The organism is Cytobacillus solani (genome assembly GCF_006704205.1).
Lineage (GTDB): Bacteria > Bacillota > Bacilli > Bacillales > Cytobacillaceae > Cytobacillus > Cytobacillus solani.
Genome location: NZ_CP041305.1, coordinates 3,868,821 through 3,892,587, shown reverse-complemented (window position 1 = coordinate 3,892,587; position 23,767 = coordinate 3,868,821). Strand labels below are relative to the sequence as shown.

Sequence of the window (23,767 nt, the reverse complement as noted above, 5' to 3'; positions counted from 1 at the left end):
AAGAATTGTATTCAGAGGTGCGTAAAGATTGCTGTCAAAAAGAAATAATTATATAGAGAAATTACTAATTATCTTGTCATTACTTGCATTGACTATCTTCATCTCCCCCTTATTTATATTAGGAGACAATGCTCACATACGCGTCCATGATAATTTGGATTCCAATCTTGCATGGTATAAAGTCCTAGCTGAAAGCGGTCAAATTACCGGACCTGCAAACGCTGTTATTCCTCAAATAATTAACGGGAATTTGTCACGGAATGCCTTTGGTACTGAATATAGCCTGATTGTCTGGCTTTATGTACTATTCCCAACCATGATTGCCTACGCAATAAGCCAAACAATAACAAGATTTACGGCATTTTTGGGCATGTATTTACTTTTGAAAACACACTTCCTTGAAGATAAGGAATGGATAGCCTTCAATATTGGCATCTCACTAGCTTTTGCATTTACTCCTTTTTGGCCTTCAGGGATGTTAAGTACACTTGGTATGCCACTCGCATTATGGGCTTTCTTGAATATACGGAATGGGGAAAGATTGTGGAAGAACTATCTCGTTTTAACCGTTCTCCCATTCTATTCTAGTATTGTACTTGGTTTTTTCTTTTTTCTTAGTGCTATGGGGATATTCTGGCTTTCAGACTTGATTAGAGGAAAAGGGTGGAATTTTCGCTTTCTTTTATCGATCGCTTATATGACTGTCATGTTTTTACTAGTTGAATATCGGCTCGTATATTCCTTATTATTTGATGATGACCCAAACAGTCGGGATGAATATTTTCATGCTAGATTATCAGCTACCCACGCACTCCGCCTTACTTTTAAGAATTTTATTTATGGTCACCATCATGCTGCAACTGTACATACTTTTATCATATTGCCAGCGATGCTTATTGCTTTAGCAATCGTTTTTATGAAAAAAAAGTGGAGAATGGAAAAAGTATTTGTATTTTTATTTTTGCTAAACATTGTTTTATCTGCTTGGTATGCATTTTGGTTTTACAAAGGGTGGCTTCCGCTTACTCAACGTTTCCACTTTCTTGACACATTTAACTTTGCGAGGTATCACTTTTTAAGACCTCTTATTGTATATTTGTTGTTTGCATTGTCATTAAAAATCATCTGTTCTTATTTGAAAAACTGGAAAAGAATCGGGCTTATCCTTGTCCTTGCACAGATTTTAGTTGTTTCATTTGCCAATGAAGAGTTTTTGTTTCGTAATAAGCCTACAGTTAAGCAATTTTATGCGGAAGAACAATTCAATAATATTAAGGATTTTATCGGCATTCCTCAAGAGGATTATCGAGTGGCCAGTATCGGCATTCATCCTGCAATCGCACAGTACAATGGGTTCTACACGCTTGATACATATAATAACTTTTATCCTTTAAGCTATAAATATCAGTTCAGGAAAATAATTGAAAAAGAACTTGCCAAAAACAAAACTATTCGGACATACTTTGATGAATGGGGCGGTCGCTGTTATATCTTTACGGCCGAACTTGGGAAGCATTATATGTTTAAAAAAAAGACAAAAAAAAGGCTGAAAAAACTGGAGCTTAATATAGAGCCCTTTAAAGAAATGGGTGGGAGATACATATTTTCAGCGGTTCCAATTGATAACGCTTCAGAAAATAGCCTAGTGCTAGAAAAAACGTTTGAATCAAAAAGCTCTGCCTGGAAAATCTACCTTTATAAAGCAATATAGAGGATAGGAGAATGCCACATGAAAAATCCAGTACTTACTATTGTCGTCCCCTGCTATAACGAGGAGGATGTTCTTCCAAAAACGATTTTGCAGCTAAGCAGTTTTCTTAGAGAGATAAAGGAAGAAGGACTCATTTCAAATAAAAGCAAAATATTATTTGTGGATGATGGAAGTAAGGATGAAACTTGGAAGATTATTTACAAAAAAAGCTTACATGACGAGAATATCCGTGGATTAAAACTTTCAAGAAATGTGGGGCATCAGAATGCTCTTCTCGCTGGTTTAGCAGCTGCTAGAGAGGCATCTGATTGTGTGATTTCCATTGATGCAGATCTTCAGGATGATATTACTGTCATTCGGGAATTTATCGTTAAATTTCAAGAAGGCTGTGAAATTGTTTATGGCGTAAGGAGAAAACGAGATAGCGATACTTTTTTCAAAAGAAGCACAGCACAGGGCTTTTACATGCTAATGAAAAAAATGGGTGTGAATCTTGTTTATAACCACGCAGATTTCCGTTTAATGAGCAAACGTGCGTTACATGAGCTCCAACATTTTGAGGAAGTTAATATGTTTCTGCGAGGTATTGTTCCCCTTATCGGCTTTAAGTCAACTAATGTGTACTACGACCGAAAGGAACGGCTGGCCGGTGAGACAAAATATCCATTTAAAAAAATGCTTGCCTTCTCATTTGAAGGAATTACATCTTTTTCTGTTACCCCTATTCGCTTCGTCATGTTAGCTGGTGTTTTATCTTTCTTTATTAGTCTTTTATTCGGTGCTTATTTTCTCGGCTTAAAGTTTTTTGGGAAGACAGAAATAGGCTGGACATCTTTAATTATTTCCATATGGCTTATTGGTGGACTTCAGCTTATTGCCATTGGACTAGTTGGGGAATATATCGGAAAAATATATAAAGAATCCAAGAGAAGACCGAAATATATCATCGACATTGATACATTTAATATGCCGATGCCCCGCCATATTATAAATGATGGAGGGAATGAAAATGAGTTCTATCGCACTGATCTTGGAAAGCTGCCTGAAACGAACTAATTCCTTTATCCGTTTTTTTATCGTGGGGGTCATTAATACACTGACTGGTCTTAGTACGATGTTTCTGCTCTTAAATATTGCAGAACTTTCCTATTGGTTTTCTACTTTTATTGGGAATAGTATTGGAGCGATTGTCAGTTATAGTTTAAATCGGACTTTTACTTTTCAATCTAAAGTTACGATCAAAAAAAGTGTCCCCCGCTTCATCGCAGTCATTCTTTTTTGTTACTTATTTTCATATAAAGTAAGTGAAATGGCAGCTGGTATGATTATAGGTAAATTTCCCCTTATCAGGCTTACTGGCGAAAATTCAGCTATAATAATTGGAACTGCAGTCTATATGATCACGAATTACTTCGGGCAAAGGCTTTATGTTTTTAGAAAATAATAGAAAATTTCAGTATTACTTACTCACATCATCATCCTTCCTGAAATATAATCAAAAAGGACGAAATCTTCTAGAGATCGTCCTTTAAAACAGAAATATTATTTAACGGCTCCTTAAGAATTATCTTCGTTATCCCTTTCTCTTTCAAGATATTCAGCAGTGTATGGGTCTTTTTCATAGGCAGGTAAATCCCCATAAGATGTCATAATATCTTCTTCATCTAACCGATCCTCTAGCTCCTCATGCTGGGCATTTCGGTAAACTGTAATATTTTTTCCTTCAATATCGACACCAACGAAATTTTCAAAATCCTCAACATACCCTACATTTTCTCCTGAATCTGTATATATTTCATTGTAATCGTCTGGCGGATCAGACATATCAGATGGCGATTCGCTTGTTCCCCATTTTGCCACCTCTTGCCATGAATCCTCTGCATCAAAGGCAACATTTTCATCTCCGTCCTCATCTTTGAAAAACTTTTTAAAAGGCGGCCCGATAATTTCTTCTTCAACAGGGCGTTTGTGAGATGTGCGTTGATCCTGTGAATGTTCTATGCAGAAAGTAGTTGTAGGTAATGCGTCCAATCGTTCAGACTGGATATCCTTCGAACAAACTTCACATTTTCCATAGGTCCCATTTTGTATGGCTATTAAAGCTTTGTCGATGTTCTTCAACTCATCTTCTAAATGTTCATTTAAGGCGATATCTTTTTCTCTTTCAAATAGCTCTGTCCCAGCATCTCCCGGGTGATTGTCATAATTTGAAAGTTCGCCCATTGATTCCTTCCAAAATGATTCCTTTAAACCAAAATGCTCATTTTGCTTGAACCTACTCTGAATTTCCTGTTTTAAATGGTTTAGTCTTTCCTTAAACTGGGATAATTCCTGATTTGAAAGCATACTTAAACAGTCCCTTCATTTACTCTTAACCATTAAGTATAAGCTTCCCTTGTTTTGAAACTCTTATAACAAGATAATCTTCTCTTGATAAATGATTCATTTCGATCTGCCTTGCCTGATCCCTTATCATATGTACATATACGCACAGGTTTTCTTTTCAAATATATGTAATGTATAAGTCTTATTTTCTTAACCCAACCTCACTTGATGTACTCTGTAATGTTTAGTTTCCTAACATTCCATCAATAATTAATTACTTTTAACACCATAAAGGATACATGCAACTCCTCCAAATATCCAAATAAGTTTTATAAAAGAAACCTTCTCAGATAATCCAACAAGGCCGATCGTTGTTGTGATCATCAATATAATGGGTCCAACTAAAGCTAGAGAACTATTAACAAAAAGCGCCTTTTCAATATCATTAATTCTTAAAATCAATATGGCAACAAAGATTTCGATGCTGCCCGAAAGAATTCGTAATAATGCCATGCCCATAATTGCCTTTTCAAAAATTTGAAACATAATAATCCTCCCAAACGATTTCTTCCACTAATATATGCACCATCGTCTTGGAGAAGGACAAGTTATTTTAATGAAGAATACTTTTTCCGTTAACCGAAGGATATACACCCATTTTACATCTTCTAAAATACTAGGTTGATGCTATGAACTGAATTATTCAGATGAGGTGGTTATCTTTGTTTTATCATATTAAAGAATTGCTATATCAAGCAAAAACTGAAAGACCAACAAAAAAGAACACCTGAAGAATGAAAATCCTTCAAGTGTATCCCGTTTGGCAATTATTTATCTTCTTTCCTATTTTTAATTTCTGCCCTTTTCGGTGTCAGCTCCTCTGAAGCCTCTGTTTGAAAACGTAAATTTCCAGAATAATTTTGAGATGTCTGAGAATTATTAATCACATTATTTGAAATATATTTATGGTAAAAAAACTCAAAAAGTGCGACCCCTAATGATGAAATTAAGGACATTGAGAACAAATTCCCGCCATTCGGTAGAACACTGCTCATTAGCCAAATGACCATCAATGCAAGCCCAAAGTCAGCAACTGATGCTACTAAGTTATTTGTCCTCGGCAGGATGAGCATATCACCAATTATATAAGCTACCATCCCCAAAACTAAGGTGATGAACAATACATTTCCAAAACTCATCCCAAACATCATGCCAAGTATTAAATATAAAAGGACAAGGCTTGCAATACCTTTTACGGCAAATGCTATTACATGTTTCATCTTTTCATCTCCTTTAAACAATATTTTGGATCATAAATTTAATCTTATTCAATAATCAAGTATATTGTCATGTGGATAAAATGGAGCATTTCTATGAATACTAGCAAAGAAAAGGATTATTGTTCCTGGGGGTGAAAAGAATGAATGAACTAACGACTAAAGAACTTTCATATATAGAGGATGAGATCCGCGCTGAGGAAATTACTGCCAAAACAATGAATTGGTGTGCATCTCTGTGTGAGGACCAAGAACTAAGAAAAATTCTTGAACAACTAGCAGAAAGTCATCAATTAAAAATCGCCGGACTTTCACAATATTTTAATCGTTCGAAAATGATCCAATAACGAGGAAAGGAGACATACAAATGCCAAATAATATGGAGGGGCGTGGCTTAACAGATCGAGAAACGCTGCAGCTTTGCCTGGAATTAGAGAAAGGAAGATGCAGAAGTGTAAGTAATGCTATATTAGAATCGAGCCATAAGGATTTGCGTGAAATATACCAGCAGTGCTTTGATAATGCAAATACCAATCAATACAGGCTCTATGAAATAATGAATGAAAAAGGCTGGTATAAAACTGAAAAAGCCTCTATTGAAGAAATACACAAGGTGCAAGAATTTATGCAAAATAATTTACACCCTGACAACCAGTTTTAATGGAAAAACCCCTTGAAAAAAGAAGTATTCCCCTTCTTTTCAAGGGGTTTTTCCAAGACTGTGTTACCAACTTTCTTTTATTACTCCAGGAATTTCCCCCTTTATAAGTAAGCTTCCGAAGCAAAAACGGCAAAGCTGAAATTTCCGTAAAATGATGTATGTATATCCTGATTCTGCAGCGGTAAGCAACAATTGTGCATTTTTGAAAGGAGCACAATATGCAAGTTCTGTATGCGTTTGAAGTAATTTCGATTAAATCCAATTTCCTATTTTGCAATTCCTCAGCCCAAGCAGATAATTTATTAATCCAGCTTAAAGTTGAAAATCTTCTTCAAATTAAAAATCAAACTTTAATCGAATTATTTTTTCATGATTGGATAAACTAATTTTTAATTCTTGTTTTTATAGGGAATGATATATAAAATGACCTTCTTCTTAATTTTCTTTTGTTTTATTTTTATATTTGTGCTATATCTGATTCCCAAAAACATAACGAAGTCTGAACAATACACAATCGCATTATTTTCAATTCTCTTAGGCTTGATGGTAGATGTAGTTTTTGACATTAAGTATCATCTGTATGGCTATATTTATCCTGGTGTCCAATACTTAGGCTTCTTGCCGATTTTAATTTTCTTTCCGGTTGCAGGTATTGTATTCATAAATTTCTATCCGAATAGAAAACCATTAATGAGTAAGTTACTTTACATTATTGGGTGGACTATTTTTAGTTTGGTTTTCGAATACATCTCTTTAGTGGCTGGTTATTTTTATTACAACGGTTGGAAATACCTGTATTCAGCTTTCTCATACCCATTTCTATTGTGGCTTCAATTATTGCACTTCAAATTTCTTAAATCTTTAAATAAAAATAGGAATTCTTAATAGTTTTTTACCTTTTTACTCTTTTGCATATACAAATCAAAATTGGGTACTTTAATCCATGCCAAGCAAGGCCCTCCGAAGAACGAGAACTCAAAAGATTCAGGTTTTGCTCGGCATCATATTCATTTATCTGTATTTCTTTATTAAATATTGGGAACTCTAAAATAATGAGCTATATTCTATATTCCTATATTTAGCTCTACAGGGCAAGATCCAAAAAAATCCTAACATATTCAACCTTCAACGCATGCTTGCCCTGTAAACAAATGTTTTAATAGTACAAGCATAAAATTGTAAAGACAATGTCCCAGAACCTTCCACATGAATACAGTATTAAAGAGTATTTTTAGGAGGTAGGTAAATGGAACACAATAATGCACGCCCTCAGCGAAAACATCTGTTTGAAACAATGCTATTGCAATTACCGAAACTGCAACACCATCACTAAGAAAGGTATTAACTCAACAGCTTCTACGAGCTATTGACACTCATGCTAATGTTTATAAATACATGTATGATAAGGGTTTTTATCCTTCATATAATCTAAATAAATTACTTAAAAACGATGTAAATATAGCTAATAAAGCATTGTCTGAACCAATTTAAGTTTTCAGCCTATATAGATAACAATTCACGATAGTATTTTTCTAATCGACTTCTGAGCCTAAAAAGGCTCTTTTTATTATACATAATTACTCTTTTGTTATGTTAAATCTTGGAACTGTGCATTTTTGTTAATAATTGCACTTAACTTTTTTATCAAAATTATTAATATCAGTCTATTTATTCTTCTAGCTTTTTTATCACGAATATCATTAATAAAACAAACAAAAGGAAAAATATTCAAAAATCATTTGGCAGCATTCCGTTCTAATAGTGCTTATTCTCTTATAAGTTTTAACATTAGCTTTATTAAACTTTTCTTATTCATTCGCTCTAACTCTTTCAAGATTTGTACTATTGTTATTGGTTTATTCTTTTAAGAGGTATTCTACAAAGCCGTCACAACCTTAATTTTTTTATCTGCAATTGCAATTGCCTCGTTCTTAATTTAAGCTATCCCTTAAAATCATCGACCGACGCCTCTTCACCTAAATATAAACTGGTAATTGCTAATATAAATTGCACAAAAATAAAAAAGAGCAGACCTTCTAAAACAAGGTCTGCTTCTTCTATTCTCCTAAATCAACATTATGATACACTTGTTGAACATCTTCTAAATCTTCTAGTGCATCAATCATTTTTTCGAACTTTGCCTGTGCATCCTCTGAAAGAGTTACGTCATTTTGTGCAAGCATGGTTTGTTCAGCAACTGTAAATTCCGTAGTACCTGCATTCTTAAACGCTTCTTGCACCGCATGGAATTGATCAGGATCTGCGTAAACGATCACAGATTCATCTTCTTCGATAATATCACGAACGTCAACATCTGCTTCCATTAGGATTTCAAGCACTTCATCTGCCGTTTTTCCCTCTAATCCAATGACAGCTGTCGCATCAAACATATAGGCAACCGATCCACTCACGCCCATATTCCCGCCATTCTTACCAAAGGCAGCGCGTACATCTGCAGCTGTACGATTGACGTTATTTGTCAAAGCATCTACAATGACCATTGATCCATTTGGTCCGAAGCCTTCATAGCGAAGCTCGTCATAGTTTTCATCTGAACCGCCTTTAGCTTTTTCTATTGCACGGTCAATAATATGTTTAGGTACATTGTATGTTTTTGCACGTTCTAATGTAAACTTTAATGCCTGATTTGCTTCTGGATCTGGCTCACCTTGTCTTGCAACAACATAAATTTCACGGCCAAATTTTGCATAAATCCGACTTGTATTTGCGTCTTTTGCCGCTTTTTTTTCTTTAATATTATTCCATTTACGACCCATAATGAACACTCACTTTCGAGATTGAATCAAAAATCAAATATGAATTGGTCGCTTCAAAAAAACCAAATCATATTTTAATAAAATTAACCTTGGTATCTATCACTAAATTATTTTATACCTATTTGATTCATTTGTTAAGTTATATATTCAAAAAAAAGAGCTGCATTTGCAACTCCTTTTTTCTTCCTTATTGCCCTTGGGCCCCATTTGAAGTAACTCTTCGAACATGGTCATCTTCAAAGTTGTTTTTTCGAAGGGCTTCAACTTTGTCGTCTAATAATTTCTTTTGATCGACTTCTGCAGAAGGTGTTTGTTAATTTTTTGACACTTCGTTCCCCCCTTTTTAACTTTGTGTACCTTCTTATTGTGCTTATTCTTTATAAAAATAATCATAAGATCGGTTAATTGGCATCACATATATTTGATTGATATAAGCAAGCTAATTTAAAGGAGGTGCCCGAATGTCAGAACCGAGACAACCAGGTAATCAGAGTCTTCCCGATTTTAATGAATTAAATGATCGGATTATTGCTAAACGAAGAACAACTGGACCGATGTTAGAAATAAAAACCAATTTAGATCCAAAGGATTCAACTATTGATAATCCTTATCTTCAAAACAAAAACAATACCGATTTAAAAACATTTAGAGCTTTCTTTGAGGAATAAAAACTTTCAAAAATATGACTTGATAAAGGAAAAATCCTCATAAGCATTTGAGGATTTTCCTATTATTATTATTATTATTGAGATAATTGCCCTCTTCCATTAAATGGTTTCCCTTTTTGAACAGCAGACCCCATTTTTTCCTGATAATACATCCAAACAACGATAATTAAACTAGCAAGTGCTACTTGAGACAACGCCATAAACCCTATTGCATAATGGCCAGTCAAATTAAATAAGAATGAGAGCATGAGCGGTGGAAAGAATCCTCCTAAGCCTCCCATTGCTGAAACAATCCCATTAACAATTCCGCCTTGCTTTGAGAAATACATCGGTACCAGCTTGAAAATAGTTCCATTGCCAATACCCGCACAGAAGGCAATTGTTAAACAGCCGATAGAATAAAATGTCAATGTTGGATTAAATGCTAATAAGATTCCTGATAAGGTTAGACCTGCAAAAACGATCATTAAAATCTTAAATGAATTAAATTTATCACCAAGCCATCCGCCTAATGGACGGACAAACGTTGCGATTGCAATAAATCCTGCTGTTCTTAAACCTGCATCAACTTTATCCAGCTCAAAATTTGCTACGAGGAAGTTTGGCAGATAAATTGTAAATGCAACAAATGCACCAAATGTTAAGAAATAGAACAAACTTAAACACCATAGCTTTTCATTTTTGTAAACACTTTTGATTTGATCCTTTAATGGAGTGACTACTTTTGGTTCATTTTTATCACCTAAGAAAAAGTTCACTACCGCCACAACTAATACAATGATTAAGAATAGCTGAACAGTTGTCTGCCATCCAAATTGAGTGGCAATGACCGGTGCTGAGAATGTAGTAATCGCAGTTCCGACATTCCCTACACCATAGATACCGTTAACAAATCCATGCTTCTCCTTTGGATAGTATTTAGGTAAAGAAGTAACTCCCACTGAAAATACTGCTCCACTAATCCCTAAGAATAGTCCTCCGATGAGTAAGTCAGTGAATGAACTAGATATACTGATGTAGTAAATTGGAAAAAGCAACAGAATAAAGCTAATAGAAAATAATTTTCTTGCCCCAAAACGATTCGTCCAATATCCTATCGGTATCCTTAATATTGATCCTAGGACTACTGGAATCGCTGTTACTAGTGCTAATTGATTGGCTGATAATTGGATTTCTTCTTTAATAAAAGGCATTAATGCTGATAAAATGACCCATACCATAAATCCAGCAACTAAACTAAGTGTTTGAAGAGGTAATTGTATCGCTTTCGATTTCATTTTAAAATTCCCCTTTCGGTTATTTGAGTACATCGTAAAAAATTTGGATGTGATAAGATGTGAAGATCTTCACATTTCAAATGAAGTTCATAAATAATTCACAGTTTAAAACAGACAGTTTTCCACCCCTTAGTGTTAGAATATAGTTAACAACATGGATGTTAAAATAAAGGGTGATAAGCATATGGTGCAATCAATGAAACCAACACATTCAATTGAGATAAAAGAATTGCTTCAGCTAGCAGATCGGACAATAAAAACGACTAAAGGACAATATTTATTTCAAGAAGGAGAACATGCAGAGGAACTTTACCTAATCATTTCCGGTAAAGTCCAAATAAGTAAAATTTCTAAGGATGGCCGAGAGCTTGCCTTACGAATTTGTGGAGATAATGATATTTGTGGGGAATTAACTTTATTTACACATGCACCAAGATATTTGCTAAGTGCCCTAATACTAGAAGATGGCGAAATAGCAGCGATCAAGAAAGAAGTCATTGAAAGGGAAATCTTCCAAAATAGTGCACTAGCATTCGAATTTATGAAATGGATGAGTGATCATTTTCGTAAAACGCAAACAAAATTTCGTGACCTTGTTTTAAACGGGAAAAAAGGAGCATTATTCTCTACTCTTATTCGTATGACTAATAGCTATGGGATAAAAAAAAGTGATGGCATTCTAATTGATCTTCCTTTAACAAACCAAGAGCTAGGGAATTTTTGTGGAACATCAAGAGAAAGCACGAACCGAATGCTTAATGAATTAAAGCGAGAAGGAATTATCTCCATTAAGAAAGGGAAAATTACAGTCCATAATCTCAAATTCCTTAAAGAAGAAATTGGCTGTGAAAATTGCCCTGCTACTTATTGCAGTATTGAATAAGAATCATAGTAAAAAAGACTGACATAAAATTGTCAGTCTTTTTTTATGTCAGCCTTTCTATTTCACACAAATTTCTTTTTCTAAGCAAATCACAGGTCCAAACTGGGAGGATGACCTTGCTGGTGGTCATATCACTGGGTTACAGGATCCGAATGTTGTCGCAATGGAAAATCAAATTCGCACTGAATTTGAAGAGGTATTCATGATGTACTTGCCAAGAATATGTGAGCACTGCATCAACCCATCCTGCGTGAGTGCATGCCCGTCAGGTGCTATGTATAAACGGGATGAGGACGGGATTGTTCTTGTTGACCAAAATGCTTGCCGTGCATGGAGACACTGTGTGACTTCTTGTCCTTATAAAAAGGTGTATTTCAACTGGCAAACAAATAAAGCAGAAAAATGCACCTTATGTTTCCCAAGAATAGAGGCTGGACTGCCAACAATCTGCTCTGAAACTTGTGTTGGCCGTATTCGCTACCTCGGAGTTATGCTTTATGATGCAGATAAGGTCGAAGAAGCCGCTTTATCTGATGAAAAAGATCTTTATCATGCACAATTAGACATCTTTTTAGACCCTAATGATCCTGATGTCGTGGAAGCTGCTAAGAATGAAGGCATCCCATTGGAATTCATTGAAGCAGCACAAAAATCACCTCTCTATAAAATGATTATAGATTGGAAAATTGCGCTGCCGCTTCACCCTGAATATCGGACGATGCCAATGGTATGGTATATTCCGCCACTAAGCCCAATTATGAATATGTTTGAAGGAGTTGGCAGTTCATCAAATGCAGAGGACATTTTCCCTGCAATTGATGAACTGCGGATTCCAATCCAATACTTAGCCAATTTACTTACGGCAGGTGATGAATCACATATTCGGAAGGTCTTGAAGAAAATGGCTGTCATGAGAACTTATATGAGAAGTGTACAAACAAAAAAGCTGCCTAACACTTCCCTAATTGAACGGCTAGGATTAACAGAACAAGACATTAAAGATATGTACCGTCTGCTAGCCATTGCTAAATATGAAGATCGTTTTGTAATCCCAGCTTCCCATCGTGAAGAGGTGGCAGATCTATATGATGAACAAGGAAGCTGCGGCCTTGCATTTGCTGGTGGACCAGGAGCTTGTGGAACGCTCTAGGAATTCTGATGAAGGTATTTCATCTCCCTCCCTTTTTTAGCAGGTCTGACGATTATATTTAATAGGAAGCAGGTGGCAAACAAATGATTTTTCATGAAATTCAACAAACTTTTCAAGTTTGTTCCTATTTATTAAGCTATCCGAATAAAGAATTTCTTGATTCTATTGATGACCTAAACGAGGATATTGATTCCCCCACTTTTCCTTTTATTAAAGAGGAGTTATTAAAGTTTATTCAAAAATGCAAACAGATGTCGCCGTCTGAACTGATTTCTGTGTATATAAATACGTTTGATTTTGGCAAGAAAACCAATCTATATGTCACGTATATGTCAAATGGAGAACAACGTGAACGAGGAATGGATCTCCTTTTTTTAAAAAATTATTACAAAATACATGGGTTTGATATAACTGATCAAGAACTTCCAGACTATCTGCCGATTATGCTTGAATTTGCAAGCCATGTAGACCAAGAAACAATAATGCCTGTTTTCTCCAGATACTTTGCAAGCATAAAGGAAATTTCTGAAAATATTAACCCAGAAGATAATCATTATGGGCACATAATGAAAGCCATTATATTAGCTCTTGAGGCGATTGGAATTACCAAAACTGCAAGAAGGAGTGCAGCACTATGCTCGACCAGTTTCTCTGGATAGTCCTCCCCTATATTGTTCTGACTATATTTATCGGCGGACATATCTATCGCTATCAAAACGACCAATTTGGATGGACATCCAAATCAAGCGAATTGTTGGAAAAGAGACTCCTTCGATTTGGCAGCAATCTATTTTATTGGGGAATCATCCTTGTTTTCGGCGGGCATGTAATGGGGATGTTAATTCCTATTGGTGTGTATGAAACTATGGGGATTTCTATGCATCAGTACCATACGATTGCTCTTATAGGGGGAATCCCTGCTGGAATTGCTGCTACCTTTGGGATATTCATTCTCCTTTACCGCTGGATGACTGTACGCAGACTTATTGCAAATAGTACAAAAGGTGATTGGGTTTCTCTTTTTTGTTTACTTATTGTCATTTTATCAGGCATGTCTGCCACTTTTTCAAATATTAATTCCCACGGATTTGATTATCGGACAACAATTGGACCATCTTCCGTGCTGATTCAAGCCTATTAATAGATGTTCCCGTTTGGTTCAAAATTCATTTGCTCGCAGCATTTGGTTTAATTGCCGCATGGCCATTCACACGTCTTGTACATGTATTTAGTGTGCCGGTTCGATATTTAACTCGAAGCTATGTTATTTATCGTAAACGCAGACCGAGACATGAACATATGTAGAAAAATATTCATGTTGGCCAATAGAAAACCAATGAATAAACAGGTTAATTAAAACCTGTTTATTCATTTCAATTAGCCTACAATTCTCACCGAGTTCTTTCCACAGCTCCCATACGTTTATTGCCCTCTCATCGTACCGCCTGTCCCAGGATTTTGATGGTTTCTGCCATCATTATATAACCGGTCATTTTGCTGTACATCATTTAACAATCCACGGTTGTTATCCCTATTATTTGGATTATCTCTAGCCGGATTCATATTTGAGTCTGCAGGATCCAATCGATCATTATTATTCTGTTCATATCGAACAGGTCGATAGTTTACATCCTCTGTATCGTTCATTCTGTTGTTATTTACACCACAAGCAGATAATACACCTAATGAAAATACAGCAGTTACAACTGTAGCTAGTAATTTTTTCTTCATAACAAGCGCCCTCCTAATCATATTTTTAACAAGGCAATATTAATTTGCGCTTTTTTCTTCATCCTAAACTTGAAATATTTACTCCTTTTATCGTTTCAATTATTTGATATTTCTATCCCAAATTGTTATCCTAATACTGCAATTGAAGGGAAATAAGTTATAAAGGAGACATTTTGATGAATTTTGTAACCTTAAATAATGGATTAAAAATGCCGCAGCTTGGTTTCGGTGTATGGCAAGTGGAAAATGAACAAGCAGAGGTTGCCGTAGCCAAGGCAATTGAAGTGGGCTATACGTCTATTGATACTGCAATGATTTATCAGAATGAAAGTGGGGTCGGAAAAGCCATTCAAGCTTCCTCTGTTCCACGTGAAGAGCTTTTTATTACTACAAAAGTTTGGAATAGTGATCAAGGGTATGAAAATACATTACGTGCATTTGATGAAAGCTTAGAAAAGCTTGGCCTTGATTATGTTGACCTATACTTGATTCATTGGCCAACGCCAGAGTTCGATCAATATGTTGATACATATAAGGCTTTAGAAAAACTTTATCATGCTGGACGTGTGAAAGCGATTGGGGTGTGTAACTTTGACATCGAACATCTAGAGCGTATTTTAAAAGAATGTGATGTCAAGCCAGTCCTTAACCAAATTGAGTGTCATCCGTACCTTGATCAAAAAGAGCTGAAAGACTTTTGTGCGAAGCATGAAATTTTTGTCGAAGCATGGAGTCCATTACAACAAGGCGGCGAAGTGCTAAACGAAGAAATCATTCAAAAAATTGCAAAAGACCATGGGAAATCACCAGCACAAATCGTCTTGCGCTGGCACTTACAAAATAACACCATTGTCATTCCAAAATCTGTAACACCAGCTAGAATTGAGGAAAACTTCAATGTATTTGATTTTGAACTTTCTGCAAACGAAATGGAAGAAATCAATAAGCTAAATCGCAACGAACGCAAAGGACCAAAACCAAGCGAAATGAATATGAGATAAAAAATAAAATAAATGCTAAACACAATGAAAAAAGACCTTCAACGTAAGGTCTTTTTTTCATGAATATTTGTTGGACTAGTTGTCATATCGTCCGAATTGACACATAAAATGTACAAGTTATAGAACTCTATTCTGAGTGGAGTGGTGGATGTTTGAATAGCAGTATCTTACTTAGCTATATTTTATTAGGATTTACCCTAGCAGCTCCGATTGGTCCGGTAAATTCTGCACGTTTAGATAAAGGGATAAAAAACGGATTTTGGCATGCATGGATGGTTGGTGCTGGTTCAATGATCGCGGATGGCATCTTCATGATGATCGTTTATTTAGGAATGGTTCATTTTCTTGAGATTCCTATCGTCCAAATCTTTCTCTGGTTATTCGGCGGATTTATCCTTTTCTATTCTGGCATTGAAAGTATCATCGGAGCAGGCTCAATTACTCTAGCTGATAGCAGAGGAAAAGAATCAATTATGAAATGTTTTTTTACAGGATTTATTATGTCAATTACAAGCCCTATGTCGATTCTCTTTTGGCTAGGCATTTATGGTTCAGTCTTGGCAAAAACGGCGCAAACGAATGGAACCGCATCGCTATTAATTTACAGCAGTATGATATTTCTCGGTTTAACACTTTGGGATATTCTTGTTGCTGGGCTGACTACTGGTTTTAGAAGATTTCTAAATAGCAGAAGCCTTAAAATGATTTCAATTATTTCTGGTTTTTCCTTAATTGGTTTTGGACTTTATTTTGGCTATCAAGGAATAGTGAGTTTACTTACAGGCTAATCCAATATAACTTTTTAAGACTGAGTATTCAATGTTGGTTGCACAATTAAATCATTCGAGTTTTTTTGTTCCTTTTTTGTAAATTCTTCAGGGTATCCGTAACTGCCATGTTCACTTAAATCTAAGCCCATTAATTCTTCTTCTTTTGTCACTCGGATACCATTCATTACTTTTTTCATTACAAATAATGCAGTGAATGAGACAGTAAAAGCAAAAACCGCTGATACAGTCACACCCATTAGTTGGACCCATAGCTGTGAAAGCCCGCCACCATAAAACAAGCCTGGTTTGCCAACTGATGCTAATTCAGGTGTAGCAAACAATCCTGTAGATAAAGTTCCCCATATACCTGCTATGCCATGGACGGAAAGTGCAAAAATCGGATCATCAATCTTTAGTTTTTCAACAAGCCTGGCTCCGTAAAAAACTAATAATCCGGCAATGATCCCAATAACAACCGCTGCCCATGTTTCAACAAATGCACATGAGGCTGTAATGGCAACGAGTCCTGCCAATGCCCCATTCAACATTGTCGGAACATCCGATTTTCCCATCATTGCCCATGAAATAAGCAAAGCACTGATAGCACCTGCAGCTGCAGCCAAATTTGTATTTAATGCAATAAATCCAAAGAATCCTCCTTCAACTCCTAAAGTACTTCCTGCATTAAAGCCAAACCAGCCAATCCACAAAATCAGTACGCCTAAAGCAGTGAATACCTGGTTGTGACCATGAAGATTATTTGCAGAGCCATCCTTATTGTATTTTCCAATACGCGGCTTTAATAGAATGGTTGCTGCAAGAGCAGCCATCGCCCCTGTTAAATGAACAACTGTCGAACCAGCAAAATCTTGTTTCCCATGCTCTGCCAGCCAGCCTCCTCCCCATATCCAATGTGCAACAATCGGATAAATGATGCTTGAAAAAATAAGGGCGAAAATAAGATATACCGATAACTTCGCCCGCTCTGCAAAGCCGCCAAATGCAATGGTTAAGGCAATTCCTGCAAACGCAAGCTGAAAAACGAAGAATGCAGCCTTAGAATAACTAGCTTCTCCCGTTTCTTGTCCTGAATAGAAAAAGTCAGACATACCTACAAAAAAGTTTCCATTGCTGCCAAAAATAAAACCGTAGCCAACTGCCCAAAAAATAATAGAGGCAATACCGAAAGAAAATATGGTCTTACCTGCAATATGACCAGCATTTTTCATCCTAGTTGATCCTGCTTCTAATAAAATAAACCCACCCTGCATGAAAATGACCAAAATTGCACCTAACATAATCCATAAACTGTTTACTAAAAATAATTCAGCCATTCTCATTCCTCCATTTTTTTATTTGACTAATCTAACTTGCTCATCATGTAACGATCACATGCTATAGCAGCTTCCCTCCCTTCTTGGATCGCCCAGACAACTAAACTTTGACCTCTTCGCACATCGCCAGCCATAAATACTCCATCATTATTTGTTGCATACTTTTCTTTCGTTGCCTTTATTTTCTGATGTTTATCTTGTTTGAGTGCAAATGCTTGAAGCACTTCCTCTTCTGGGCCACTGAATCCAATGGCAATTAGTACAAGATCTGCGGGCCATATTTTTTCACTCCCGGGGATTTCACGAATAAAAGTATTTCCATGCTGGTCCGTTGTTGTCTCTATTTGTACTGTGTGCAGCTCTTTTACACGCCCGCTGCCATCGCCAATAAATCTCTTCGTTAAAATTGAATATTCCCTTGGGTCCTTACCTGTTTGTACACTCGCTTCTTCATATGCATAATCCAACGAGAAGGTATTTGGAAATTCGGGCCACGGATTAGCAGCTGTACGCTCCATTGGGAGCTGCGGATGCTTCCCGAACTGTACAATCCTTTTACACTTATGTCGTAAGGCAGTTGCGATACAGTCTGCCCCTGTATCGCCTCCGCCAATGACAACGACATCCTTTCCTTCTGCCGAAAGATAAGCTTGATCCGCCAAATTAGAATCTAGCAGACTTTTCGTATTTGCTGTTAAATAATCCATAGCAAAATAGATTCCCTTTAGCTCTCTTCCTTCTATAAATAAGTCTCGTGGTTTATGTGCACCGGTACATAGAATTACTGCATCAAAACTCTCGCGTAATTCGTTTGCTTGAATGTCTTTTCCAATTTCCGTATTTGCAACAAACAGTATGCCTTCAGCTTCTAATAAACACACTCTTCGCTCAACAATATCTTTTTCAAGCTTCATATTCGGGATGCCATACATGAGCAATCCGCCTATCCGATCTGAACGTTCAAAAACAGTCACTGAATGCCCCATTTTGTTCAATTGATCTGCACATGCAAGCCCTGCTGGACCTGAACCGACTATTGCAACTGTCTTACCAGTGCGGATTGCTGGCGGGTTTGGAGTAATCCACCCTTCTGCGAAACCTTTATCAATAATTGCCCGTTCAATGCTTTTTATGGCAACGGCTGAATCATTGATAGCAACTGTACAGGATCCTTCACATGGAGCTGGGCATACACGACCTGTGAACTCGGGAAAATTATTTGTTTTGACTAGCCTCTCAAGTGCTTCCTTCCATCTTCCACGGTAAATAAGATCATTCCATTCTGGAATTAAATTATTTGTTGGGCACCCTATCATTGATCTTCCTAATTGAATCCCTGTATGACAAAACGGAGTAGCACAATCCATACATCGTGCACCTTGTATTTCCAAGTTTTCTTTCGAAAGAAGCAGCTGATATTCACTCCAGTCGTTCAAGCGGTCGCTTGGTTTTCTTTCTATCGGGACTTTCCTGTCATATTCAATAAAACCAGTATGCTTCCCCATCGATGCACTCCTTTCTTTAATTCATTAAGCTTAAAGTTCTTGATATCGGATCTGCTTGATTCGGATTAAAAACATCAGCTAATCTTTCTGCCCTCTTTTGATTTCGGTCCTCTTTTTGAACAGCACGTTTATATTCCTTCGGGATCACTTTTACCCATGTCGATAATAGGTCATTCCAATGTTGGAGAATATATTGAGCTCGTGAACTATTGGTATACATGTGATGGTTTTGAATCAGCTGCTTAAGCTCATCTACTTCTTCCCATTTTTCAAGCGGCTCCAAGTAAACTAAACACCGATTGCATTTTTTATAAAAGCTTTCATACTCCTCCGCAAAGACATAAGCTATCCCGCCAGACATTCCAGCTGCAAAATTTTTGCCAACCGGACCAAGGACAGCAACACGCCCCCCTGTCATATATTCACAGCCATGATCGCCCATTCCCTCTACAACCGCATGTACACCACTATTCCTCACACAAAAACGCTCACCTGCTAAACCACGAATGTACGCTTCACCAGATGTCGCTCCATAGAAGGCAACATTTCCGATAATCATATTCTCTTCAGGGATAAAAACAGATTTTACTGATGGCTTTACAATGATTTTTCCACCAGATAACCCTTTGCCGACATAATCATTCGCTTCGCCTTCAAGAGTTAACGTAACCCCTTTCGGTAAAAAGGCACCAAAGCTTTGACCAGCAGCTCCCGAAAATTGCAAATCAATCGTATCTTCGGGAAGACCAGCTTGCCCATATTGTTTTGTTATTTCACTTCCTACTAACGTGCCCACTGTCCGGTGTATATTTTGAATGGGAAAACTTGCTTTTACTTTCTTTTTTTGTGTAATTGCAGGCTGACAAACAGCGAGAAGCTCTTTCTGATCAAGAGAATGTTCAAGCTTGTGATTTTGTCGCCTTTGATTATACGATCCCCCATTATTTAAATCATTTGGCTCATATAATATTGTTGAAAGATCCAAGTCTTTTGTTTTCCAATGTATTTTTGATTTATCTATCTGCATTAGTCTATTTGTTTGCCCAACCATTTCATTAATTGTTCTAAATCCAAGCCCTGCCATAATTTCACGAACATCCTTCGCAATAAATCGCATGAAATTAACGAGATATTCCGCTTCCCCATGGAATTTTTTGCGCAGTTCTGGGTCTTGGGTAGCAATCCCAACAGGACAAGTATTTAAATGACAAGCTCGAACAAGAACACAGCCTAGGACAACGAGGGGCGCTGTTCCGAAACCGAATTCCTCTGCCCCTAGAAGAGTTGCTATGACAATATCACGGCCTGTCATCATTTTCCCATCCGCTTCTATTGCAACCCTGTCTCTTAGTCCATTTAGTATCAAGGTTTGATGCGTTTCTGCAAGTCCAATCTCCCAAGGGATACCTGTATGCTTGATGCTCGTTTTCGGTGCAGCACCCGTACCTCCTTCAGATCCGCTGATCAAAATGACATCTGCCAGCCCCTTTGCAACACCTGCTGCAATTGTGCCAACACCCGCCTTCGAGACTAGCTTGACACTAATTCTTGCCTGCGGATTGGCATTTTTTAAATCATGAATCAACTGGGCGAGGTCTTCTATTGAATAGATATCATGGTGCGGCGGTGGTGAAATTAGACCAACACCTGGTGTAGAACCTCGCACCTCTGCAATCCAAGGATATACTTTGCTCCCAGGTAAATGGCCTCCTTCACCCGGCTTTGCCCCTTGAGCCATCTTAATTTGAATTTCCTCGGCATGAACTAAATAATGACTTGATACACCAAATCTTCCTGAAGCGACTTGCTTAATCGCACTTCCTCTTCTATCGCCATTTTCATCAGGAATACAGCGATCAGGATGTTCTCCCCCTTCCCCGCTATTGCTTTTGCCGCCAATCCGGTTCATTGCAATTGCGATTGTTTCATGTGCCTCTTGACTTAAAGAACCATATGACATCGCCCCCGTTTTAAAACGTCTGCAAATGGATTCAATACTTTCCACTTCATTTATAGGAATCGGTGAAGACTTTCTAAATCCCAACATCCCACGCAAGAATATAAGTTGTTCTTCATTGGCCAGTTCTGCATATTTTTTATAAAGCTGATAATCATTTGTACGGCATGCATGCTGCAGAAGATGTATGGTTTCTGGACGAAAAGCATGGGCTTCCCCTCCTTGACGCCATTGAAAGTCACTGCCGCTCTCTAATGAATCTTTTTTATTCTTCAAATGGAATGCTTCAGCATGTCGAAGCAGCGTTTCTTTCGCAATTGCTTCAAGTTTCAATCCACCTAATCTTGCTGGTGTTCCAGTAAAATACTTATCAATAACGTGAGAATCAATCCCAACAGACTCAAAAATTTGTGCACCTCGATAACTTTGAATAGTAGAAATCCCCATTTTAGATAGGACCTTTACCACTCCATTCGTTGCAGCTTGAATATAGTTCTCTATTGCTTCAAAGGTATCTAATGTTTGATTTTTCCTGCTATCTAGCATATTTCTAATCGTCTGAAATACAAGATAAGGATTAACTGCATCAGCCCCATATCCGATCAGCATACAAAAATGATGAGCATCTCGCGCCTCCCCTGTTTCTACGATAATACTTACTTTTGTTCTAGTTCCTTGTCGTACTAAATGATGATGAAGCCCGCTAACCGCAAGCAGTGCTGGAATGGCTGCAGCAGTTTTATCCATATTACGATCAGACAAAATAATGATGGAGACCCCACTTTTAACCGCTTGATCAACCGAAAAAAATAAATGATTTAATGCCTTTTCTAAGCCTCGTTCCTCATTATTAATATCAAATATAATAGGAAATGTTTCGGTTTTAAATGAATCAAAGGGATTATGGCGTAGCCGGTTAAGCTGATCCTCCGTGCAAATGGGCGTCTCCATCCGAATGCGGCGGCAGCTTTCTGATGTTGGATTAAGCAAATTCCCTTCACCACCTAGCAGAGTGATTGTTGAGGTAACAAATGCCTCACGTATGGCATCAATTGGAGGATTCGTCACTTGGGCAAACAGCTGTCTAAAGTAATTGTACAAAAGCTGTGATCGATTGGAGAGAATAGCTAATGGTGTATCATTTCCCATAGAACCAACAGGCTCTTTTCCTTCTATCGCCATTGGTTCAATATGCTTTGTCAATTCTTCATACGTGTATCCGAATGCTCGTTGAAACTGTGACAGCTTAAAGCTGTTTTTCTGGTGAGACTCTTTCACTTCCATGAGCCCATTCAAATGAATTTGCTTCTCATCTAACCATTTGCGGTAGGGAGAGCTCTTAGCCATGTTTCGTTTTATTTCCTCATTCAATAGAATTCGACCTTTTTGTAAATCTACTAATAGCATTTCTCCAGGACTTAATCTGCCTTTTTGAATAATTAAATCAGGCTCTATATCAATGACTCCTGCCTCAGATGAGAATATGATCGAATCATCTGCTGTTACATAATAGCGTGCTGGACGAAGACCATTGCGATCAAGCATCGCGCCGATTTGCTTACCATCCGTAAAAGCAAAAGCTGCAGGTCCATCCCATGGCTCCATCAAATGGCTGTGATATTCATAAAATGCTTTTAATGAATCCTCCATTCCTTCGTCTTTTTCCCAAGGTTCAGGTACCATCATCAATGCTGCATGAGGTAGGGAGCGCCCAGATAACACTAAAAATTCTAAACAATTATCAAATGATGAAGAGTCACTGCCTTCTAAATCAATAATAGGCAATATTTCACTTATTTCTGTTTCAAAAACTGAAGATTCAATTATTTTTTCACGTGCCTTCATCCAATTGACGTTCCCATTTACCGTATTTATTTCTCCATTATGAATTAAATATCGATTTGGATGTGCCCTTTCCCAACTTGGAAAGGTATTCGTACTAAATCTTGAATGGACAAGAGAAAAGGATGATTCAAACGTTTCCTCTTGCAGATCAACATAATAAGTATCCAGCTGTTCGGGAGTCAGCATCCCTTTGTAAACAATCGTACGGGAAGAGAGACTGGAAAAATAGAATATTTCATTTCCGGCCAATTGTTTTTCTTGAATGGCTTTTTCCGTTCTTTTTCGGATAACATAGAGCCTTCTTTCGAATGAAGCATCTTCCATTTCTTTATCCGATTTCCCAATAAACACTTGGCGAATATATGGCTGACTTTTTTTCGCAGAAGTTCCAAGAGTGGAATCATCGGTTGGCACCGTTCTCCACCCTAATAATTGTTGGCCTTCTTCCTCAATGATTTCTTTTAATACATGTTCACAGCGCTCTCGCCATTGTGGCTTTTGCGGTAAGAAGATCATTCCAACCCCATAATTTCCGATTTCAGGAATGCTCATCTTCACACATTTCGTTAAGAAAAACTGATGGGGAAGCTGAGTCATGATACCTGCCCCATCTCCAGTGGCCGGGTCACTTCCTTGACCTCCTCGATGCTCTAACCGGTTAAGCATCGATAATCCCTGCCTAATTATTTGATTGGATATACAGCCATTTACATTGGCAATAAAGCCGATTCCGCATGCATCATGTTCAAACACCGGATCATATAAACCTTGTTTCAAAGGAATCATGTTATTTTTCATCATTTCACCCTTTCTTGATGATTATTAAAAATAAAAGATTACTTTTTAATTAATAATCTGATTAAATATTTATAATTTTCTTATTTTTACATTGTAT

The 23,767-nt window shown here is 37.1% G+C and carries 21 protein-coding genes and 3 pseudogenes; 14 read left to right on the top strand and 10 right to left on the bottom strand.

Annotation, left to right across the window (positions count from 1 at the left end; all coding sequences use genetic code 11):
* Window positions 1-52 precede the first annotated feature (52 nt).
* The 3 genes from FI644_RS19530 to FI644_RS19520 are packed head-to-tail and all read left to right on the top strand — an operon-like array spanning window position 53 to window position 3,155.
* Complete coding sequence (locus FI644_RS19530; RefSeq protein WP_379999324.1) at window positions 53-1,711, top strand: DUF6044 family protein; 1,659 nt, start codon at window positions 53-55, stop codon at window positions 1,709-1,711.
* Between the two features lie 18 nt (window positions 1,712-1,729).
* Window positions 1,730-2,767, top strand: coding sequence for a glycosyltransferase family 2 protein (locus FI644_RS19525; RefSeq protein ID WP_142108739.1), 1,038 nt, complete (start codon window positions 1,730-1,732; stop codon window positions 2,765-2,767).
* Window positions 2,721-3,155: a GtrA family protein gene (locus tag FI644_RS19520; protein WP_142108738.1), complete on the top strand. Its 435-nt coding sequence runs from the start codon at window positions 2,721-2,723 to the stop codon at window positions 3,153-3,155. Before FI644_RS19525 ends, FI644_RS19520 begins: the two co-directional genes overlap by 47 nt.
* Before the next feature lie 113 nt (window positions 3,156-3,268).
* Here the strand turns inward: FI644_RS19520 and FI644_RS19515 are convergent, their stop codons facing one another.
* The 3 genes from FI644_RS19515 to FI644_RS19505 all read right to left on the bottom strand — a co-directional run bounded on the left by FI644_RS19515 (window position 3,269) and on the right by FI644_RS19505 (window position 5,316).
* A complete protein-coding gene (locus tag FI644_RS19515) occupies window positions 3,269-4,057 on the bottom strand; it encodes a TraR/DksA C4-type zinc finger protein (protein WP_142108737.1) in 789 nt (262 codons plus the stop codon).
* 249 nt (window positions 4,058-4,306) lie between these two features.
* Window positions 4,307-4,582, bottom strand: coding sequence for a YqhV family protein (locus FI644_RS19510; RefSeq protein ID WP_075209165.1), 276 nt, complete (start codon window positions 4,580-4,582; stop codon window positions 4,307-4,309).
* A 281-nt stretch (window positions 4,583-4,863) separates the two neighbouring features.
* The gene (locus FI644_RS19505) at window positions 4,864-5,316 is read right to left on the bottom strand and encodes a YndM family protein (RefSeq protein ID WP_053476568.1); all 453 of its coding nucleotides are present in this window, start codon (window positions 5,314-5,316) and stop codon (window positions 4,864-4,866) included.
* 140 nt (window positions 5,317-5,456) lie between these two features.
* On the opposite strand from FI644_RS19505, the gene FI644_RS19500 reads away from it, so the two are divergent.
* Window positions 5,457-5,660, top strand: coding sequence for a hypothetical protein (locus FI644_RS19500; RefSeq protein WP_053476569.1), 204 nt, complete (start codon window positions 5,457-5,459; stop codon window positions 5,658-5,660).
* 20 nt (window positions 5,661-5,680) lie between these two features.
* The gene (locus FI644_RS19495; RefSeq protein WP_053476570.1) at window positions 5,681-5,974 is read left to right on the top strand and encodes a spore coat protein; all 294 of its coding nucleotides are present in this window, start codon (window positions 5,681-5,683) and stop codon (window positions 5,972-5,974) included.
* Between the two features lie 63 nt (window positions 5,975-6,037).
* Here FI644_RS19495 and FI644_RS19490 read toward each other — a convergent pair whose 3' ends face one another.
* Window positions 6,038-6,163 carry a hypothetical protein gene (locus tag FI644_RS19490; protein WP_439952620.1) on the bottom strand — a complete coding sequence of 42 codons (126 nt, stop codon included), beginning with the start codon at window positions 6,161-6,163 and terminating at the stop codon, window positions 6,038-6,040.
* Between the two features lie 222 nt (window positions 6,164-6,385).
* Here FI644_RS19490 and FI644_RS27390 point away from each other — a divergent pair, with 222 nt between their 5' ends.
* A complete protein-coding gene (locus FI644_RS27390; RefSeq protein WP_369692254.1) occupies window positions 6,386-6,859 on the top strand; it encodes a CBO0543 family protein in 474 nt (157 codons plus the stop codon).
* Between the two features lie 411 nt (window positions 6,860-7,270).
* Window positions 7,271-7,465 (top strand): annotated as a pseudogene (locus FI644_RS19485) (spore coat protein); the annotation flags it as partial.
* A 566-nt stretch (window positions 7,466-8,031) separates the two neighbouring features.
* On the opposite strand, the gene FI644_RS19480 reads toward FI644_RS19485, so the two are convergent.
* Window positions 8,032-8,751, bottom strand: a complete 720-nt coding sequence (locus FI644_RS19480) for a YebC/PmpR family DNA-binding transcriptional regulator (RefSeq protein ID WP_053476571.1) — start codon at window positions 8,749-8,751, stop codon at window positions 8,032-8,034.
* Window positions 8,752-9,212: 461 nt separating this feature from the next.
* Between FI644_RS19480 and FI644_RS19475 the strand changes: the two genes are divergently transcribed.
* Window positions 9,213-9,419 carry a hypothetical protein gene (locus tag FI644_RS19475; RefSeq protein WP_053476572.1) on the top strand — a complete coding sequence of 69 codons (207 nt, stop codon included), beginning with the start codon at window positions 9,213-9,215 and terminating at the stop codon, window positions 9,417-9,419.
* Window positions 9,420-9,493: 74 nt separating this feature from the next.
* On the opposite strand, the gene FI644_RS19470 is transcribed toward FI644_RS19475, so the two are convergent.
* Window positions 9,494-10,696 (bottom strand): nitrate/nitrite transporter, encoded by a 1,203-nt coding sequence (locus FI644_RS19470; protein ID WP_053476573.1) that lies wholly within the window; start codon window positions 10,694-10,696, stop codon window positions 9,494-9,496.
* 184 nt (window positions 10,697-10,880) lie between these two features.
* Between FI644_RS19470 and FI644_RS19465 the strand changes: the two genes are divergently transcribed.
* The 4 genes and pseudogenes from FI644_RS19465 to narI all read left to right on the top strand — a co-directional run bounded on the left by FI644_RS19465 (window position 10,881) and on the right by narI (window position 14,034).
* Window positions 10,881-11,579, top strand: coding sequence for a Crp/Fnr family transcriptional regulator (locus FI644_RS19465; protein WP_053476574.1), 699 nt, complete (start codon window positions 10,881-10,883; stop codon window positions 11,577-11,579).
* Between the two features lie 94 nt (window positions 11,580-11,673).
* Window positions 11,674-12,729 (top strand): annotated as a pseudogene (gene narH, locus FI644_RS19460) (nitrate reductase subunit beta); the annotation flags it as partial.
* A gap of 83 nt (window positions 12,730-12,812) precedes the next feature.
* A complete protein-coding gene (gene narJ, locus FI644_RS19455) occupies window positions 12,813-13,388 on the top strand; it encodes a nitrate reductase molybdenum cofactor assembly chaperone (RefSeq protein ID WP_053476575.1) in 576 nt (191 codons plus the stop codon).
* Window positions 13,364-14,034 (top strand): annotated as a pseudogene (gene narI, locus FI644_RS19450) (respiratory nitrate reductase subunit gamma). The gene narJ and the pseudogene narI overlap by 25 nt, the downstream one beginning before the upstream one ends.
* Before the next feature lie 117 nt (window positions 14,035-14,151).
* On the opposite strand, the gene FI644_RS19445 reads toward narI, so the two are convergent.
* Window positions 14,152-14,460 (bottom strand): hypothetical protein, encoded by a 309-nt coding sequence (locus tag FI644_RS19445; RefSeq protein ID WP_053476576.1) that lies wholly within the window; start codon window positions 14,458-14,460, stop codon window positions 14,152-14,154.
* Window positions 14,461-14,636: 176 nt separating this feature from the next.
* On the opposite strand from FI644_RS19445, the gene FI644_RS19440 reads away from it, so the two are divergent.
* Both FI644_RS19440 and FI644_RS19435 read left to right on the top strand, forming a co-directional pair.
* Window positions 14,637-15,461, top strand: a complete 825-nt coding sequence (locus tag FI644_RS19440; RefSeq protein WP_053476577.1) for an aldo/keto reductase — start codon at window positions 14,637-14,639, stop codon at window positions 15,459-15,461.
* A gap of 152 nt (window positions 15,462-15,613) precedes the next feature.
* Window positions 15,614-16,249, top strand: coding sequence for a LysE family transporter (locus tag FI644_RS19435; RefSeq protein ID WP_053476578.1), 636 nt, complete (start codon window positions 15,614-15,616; stop codon window positions 16,247-16,249).
* A 14-nt stretch (window positions 16,250-16,263) separates the two neighbouring features.
* Here the strand turns inward: FI644_RS19435 and FI644_RS19430 are convergent, their stop codons facing one another.
* The 3 genes from FI644_RS19430 to gltB are packed head-to-tail and all read right to left on the bottom strand — an operon-like array spanning window position 16,264 to window position 23,670.
* Window positions 16,264-17,565 (bottom strand): ammonium transporter, encoded by a 1,302-nt coding sequence (locus FI644_RS19430; protein ID WP_053476579.1) that lies wholly within the window; start codon window positions 17,563-17,565, stop codon window positions 16,264-16,266.
* 26 nt (window positions 17,566-17,591) lie between these two features.
* The gene (locus FI644_RS19425; protein ID WP_053476580.1) at window positions 17,592-19,070 is read right to left on the bottom strand and encodes a glutamate synthase subunit beta; all 1,479 of its coding nucleotides are present in this window, start codon (window positions 19,068-19,070) and stop codon (window positions 17,592-17,594) included.
* A gap of 16 nt (window positions 19,071-19,086) precedes the next feature.
* Window positions 19,087-23,670, bottom strand: coding sequence for a glutamate synthase large subunit (gene gltB / locus FI644_RS19420; protein WP_142108735.1), 4,584 nt, complete (start codon window positions 23,668-23,670; stop codon window positions 19,087-19,089).
* Window positions 23,671-23,767 lie beyond the last annotated feature (97 nt).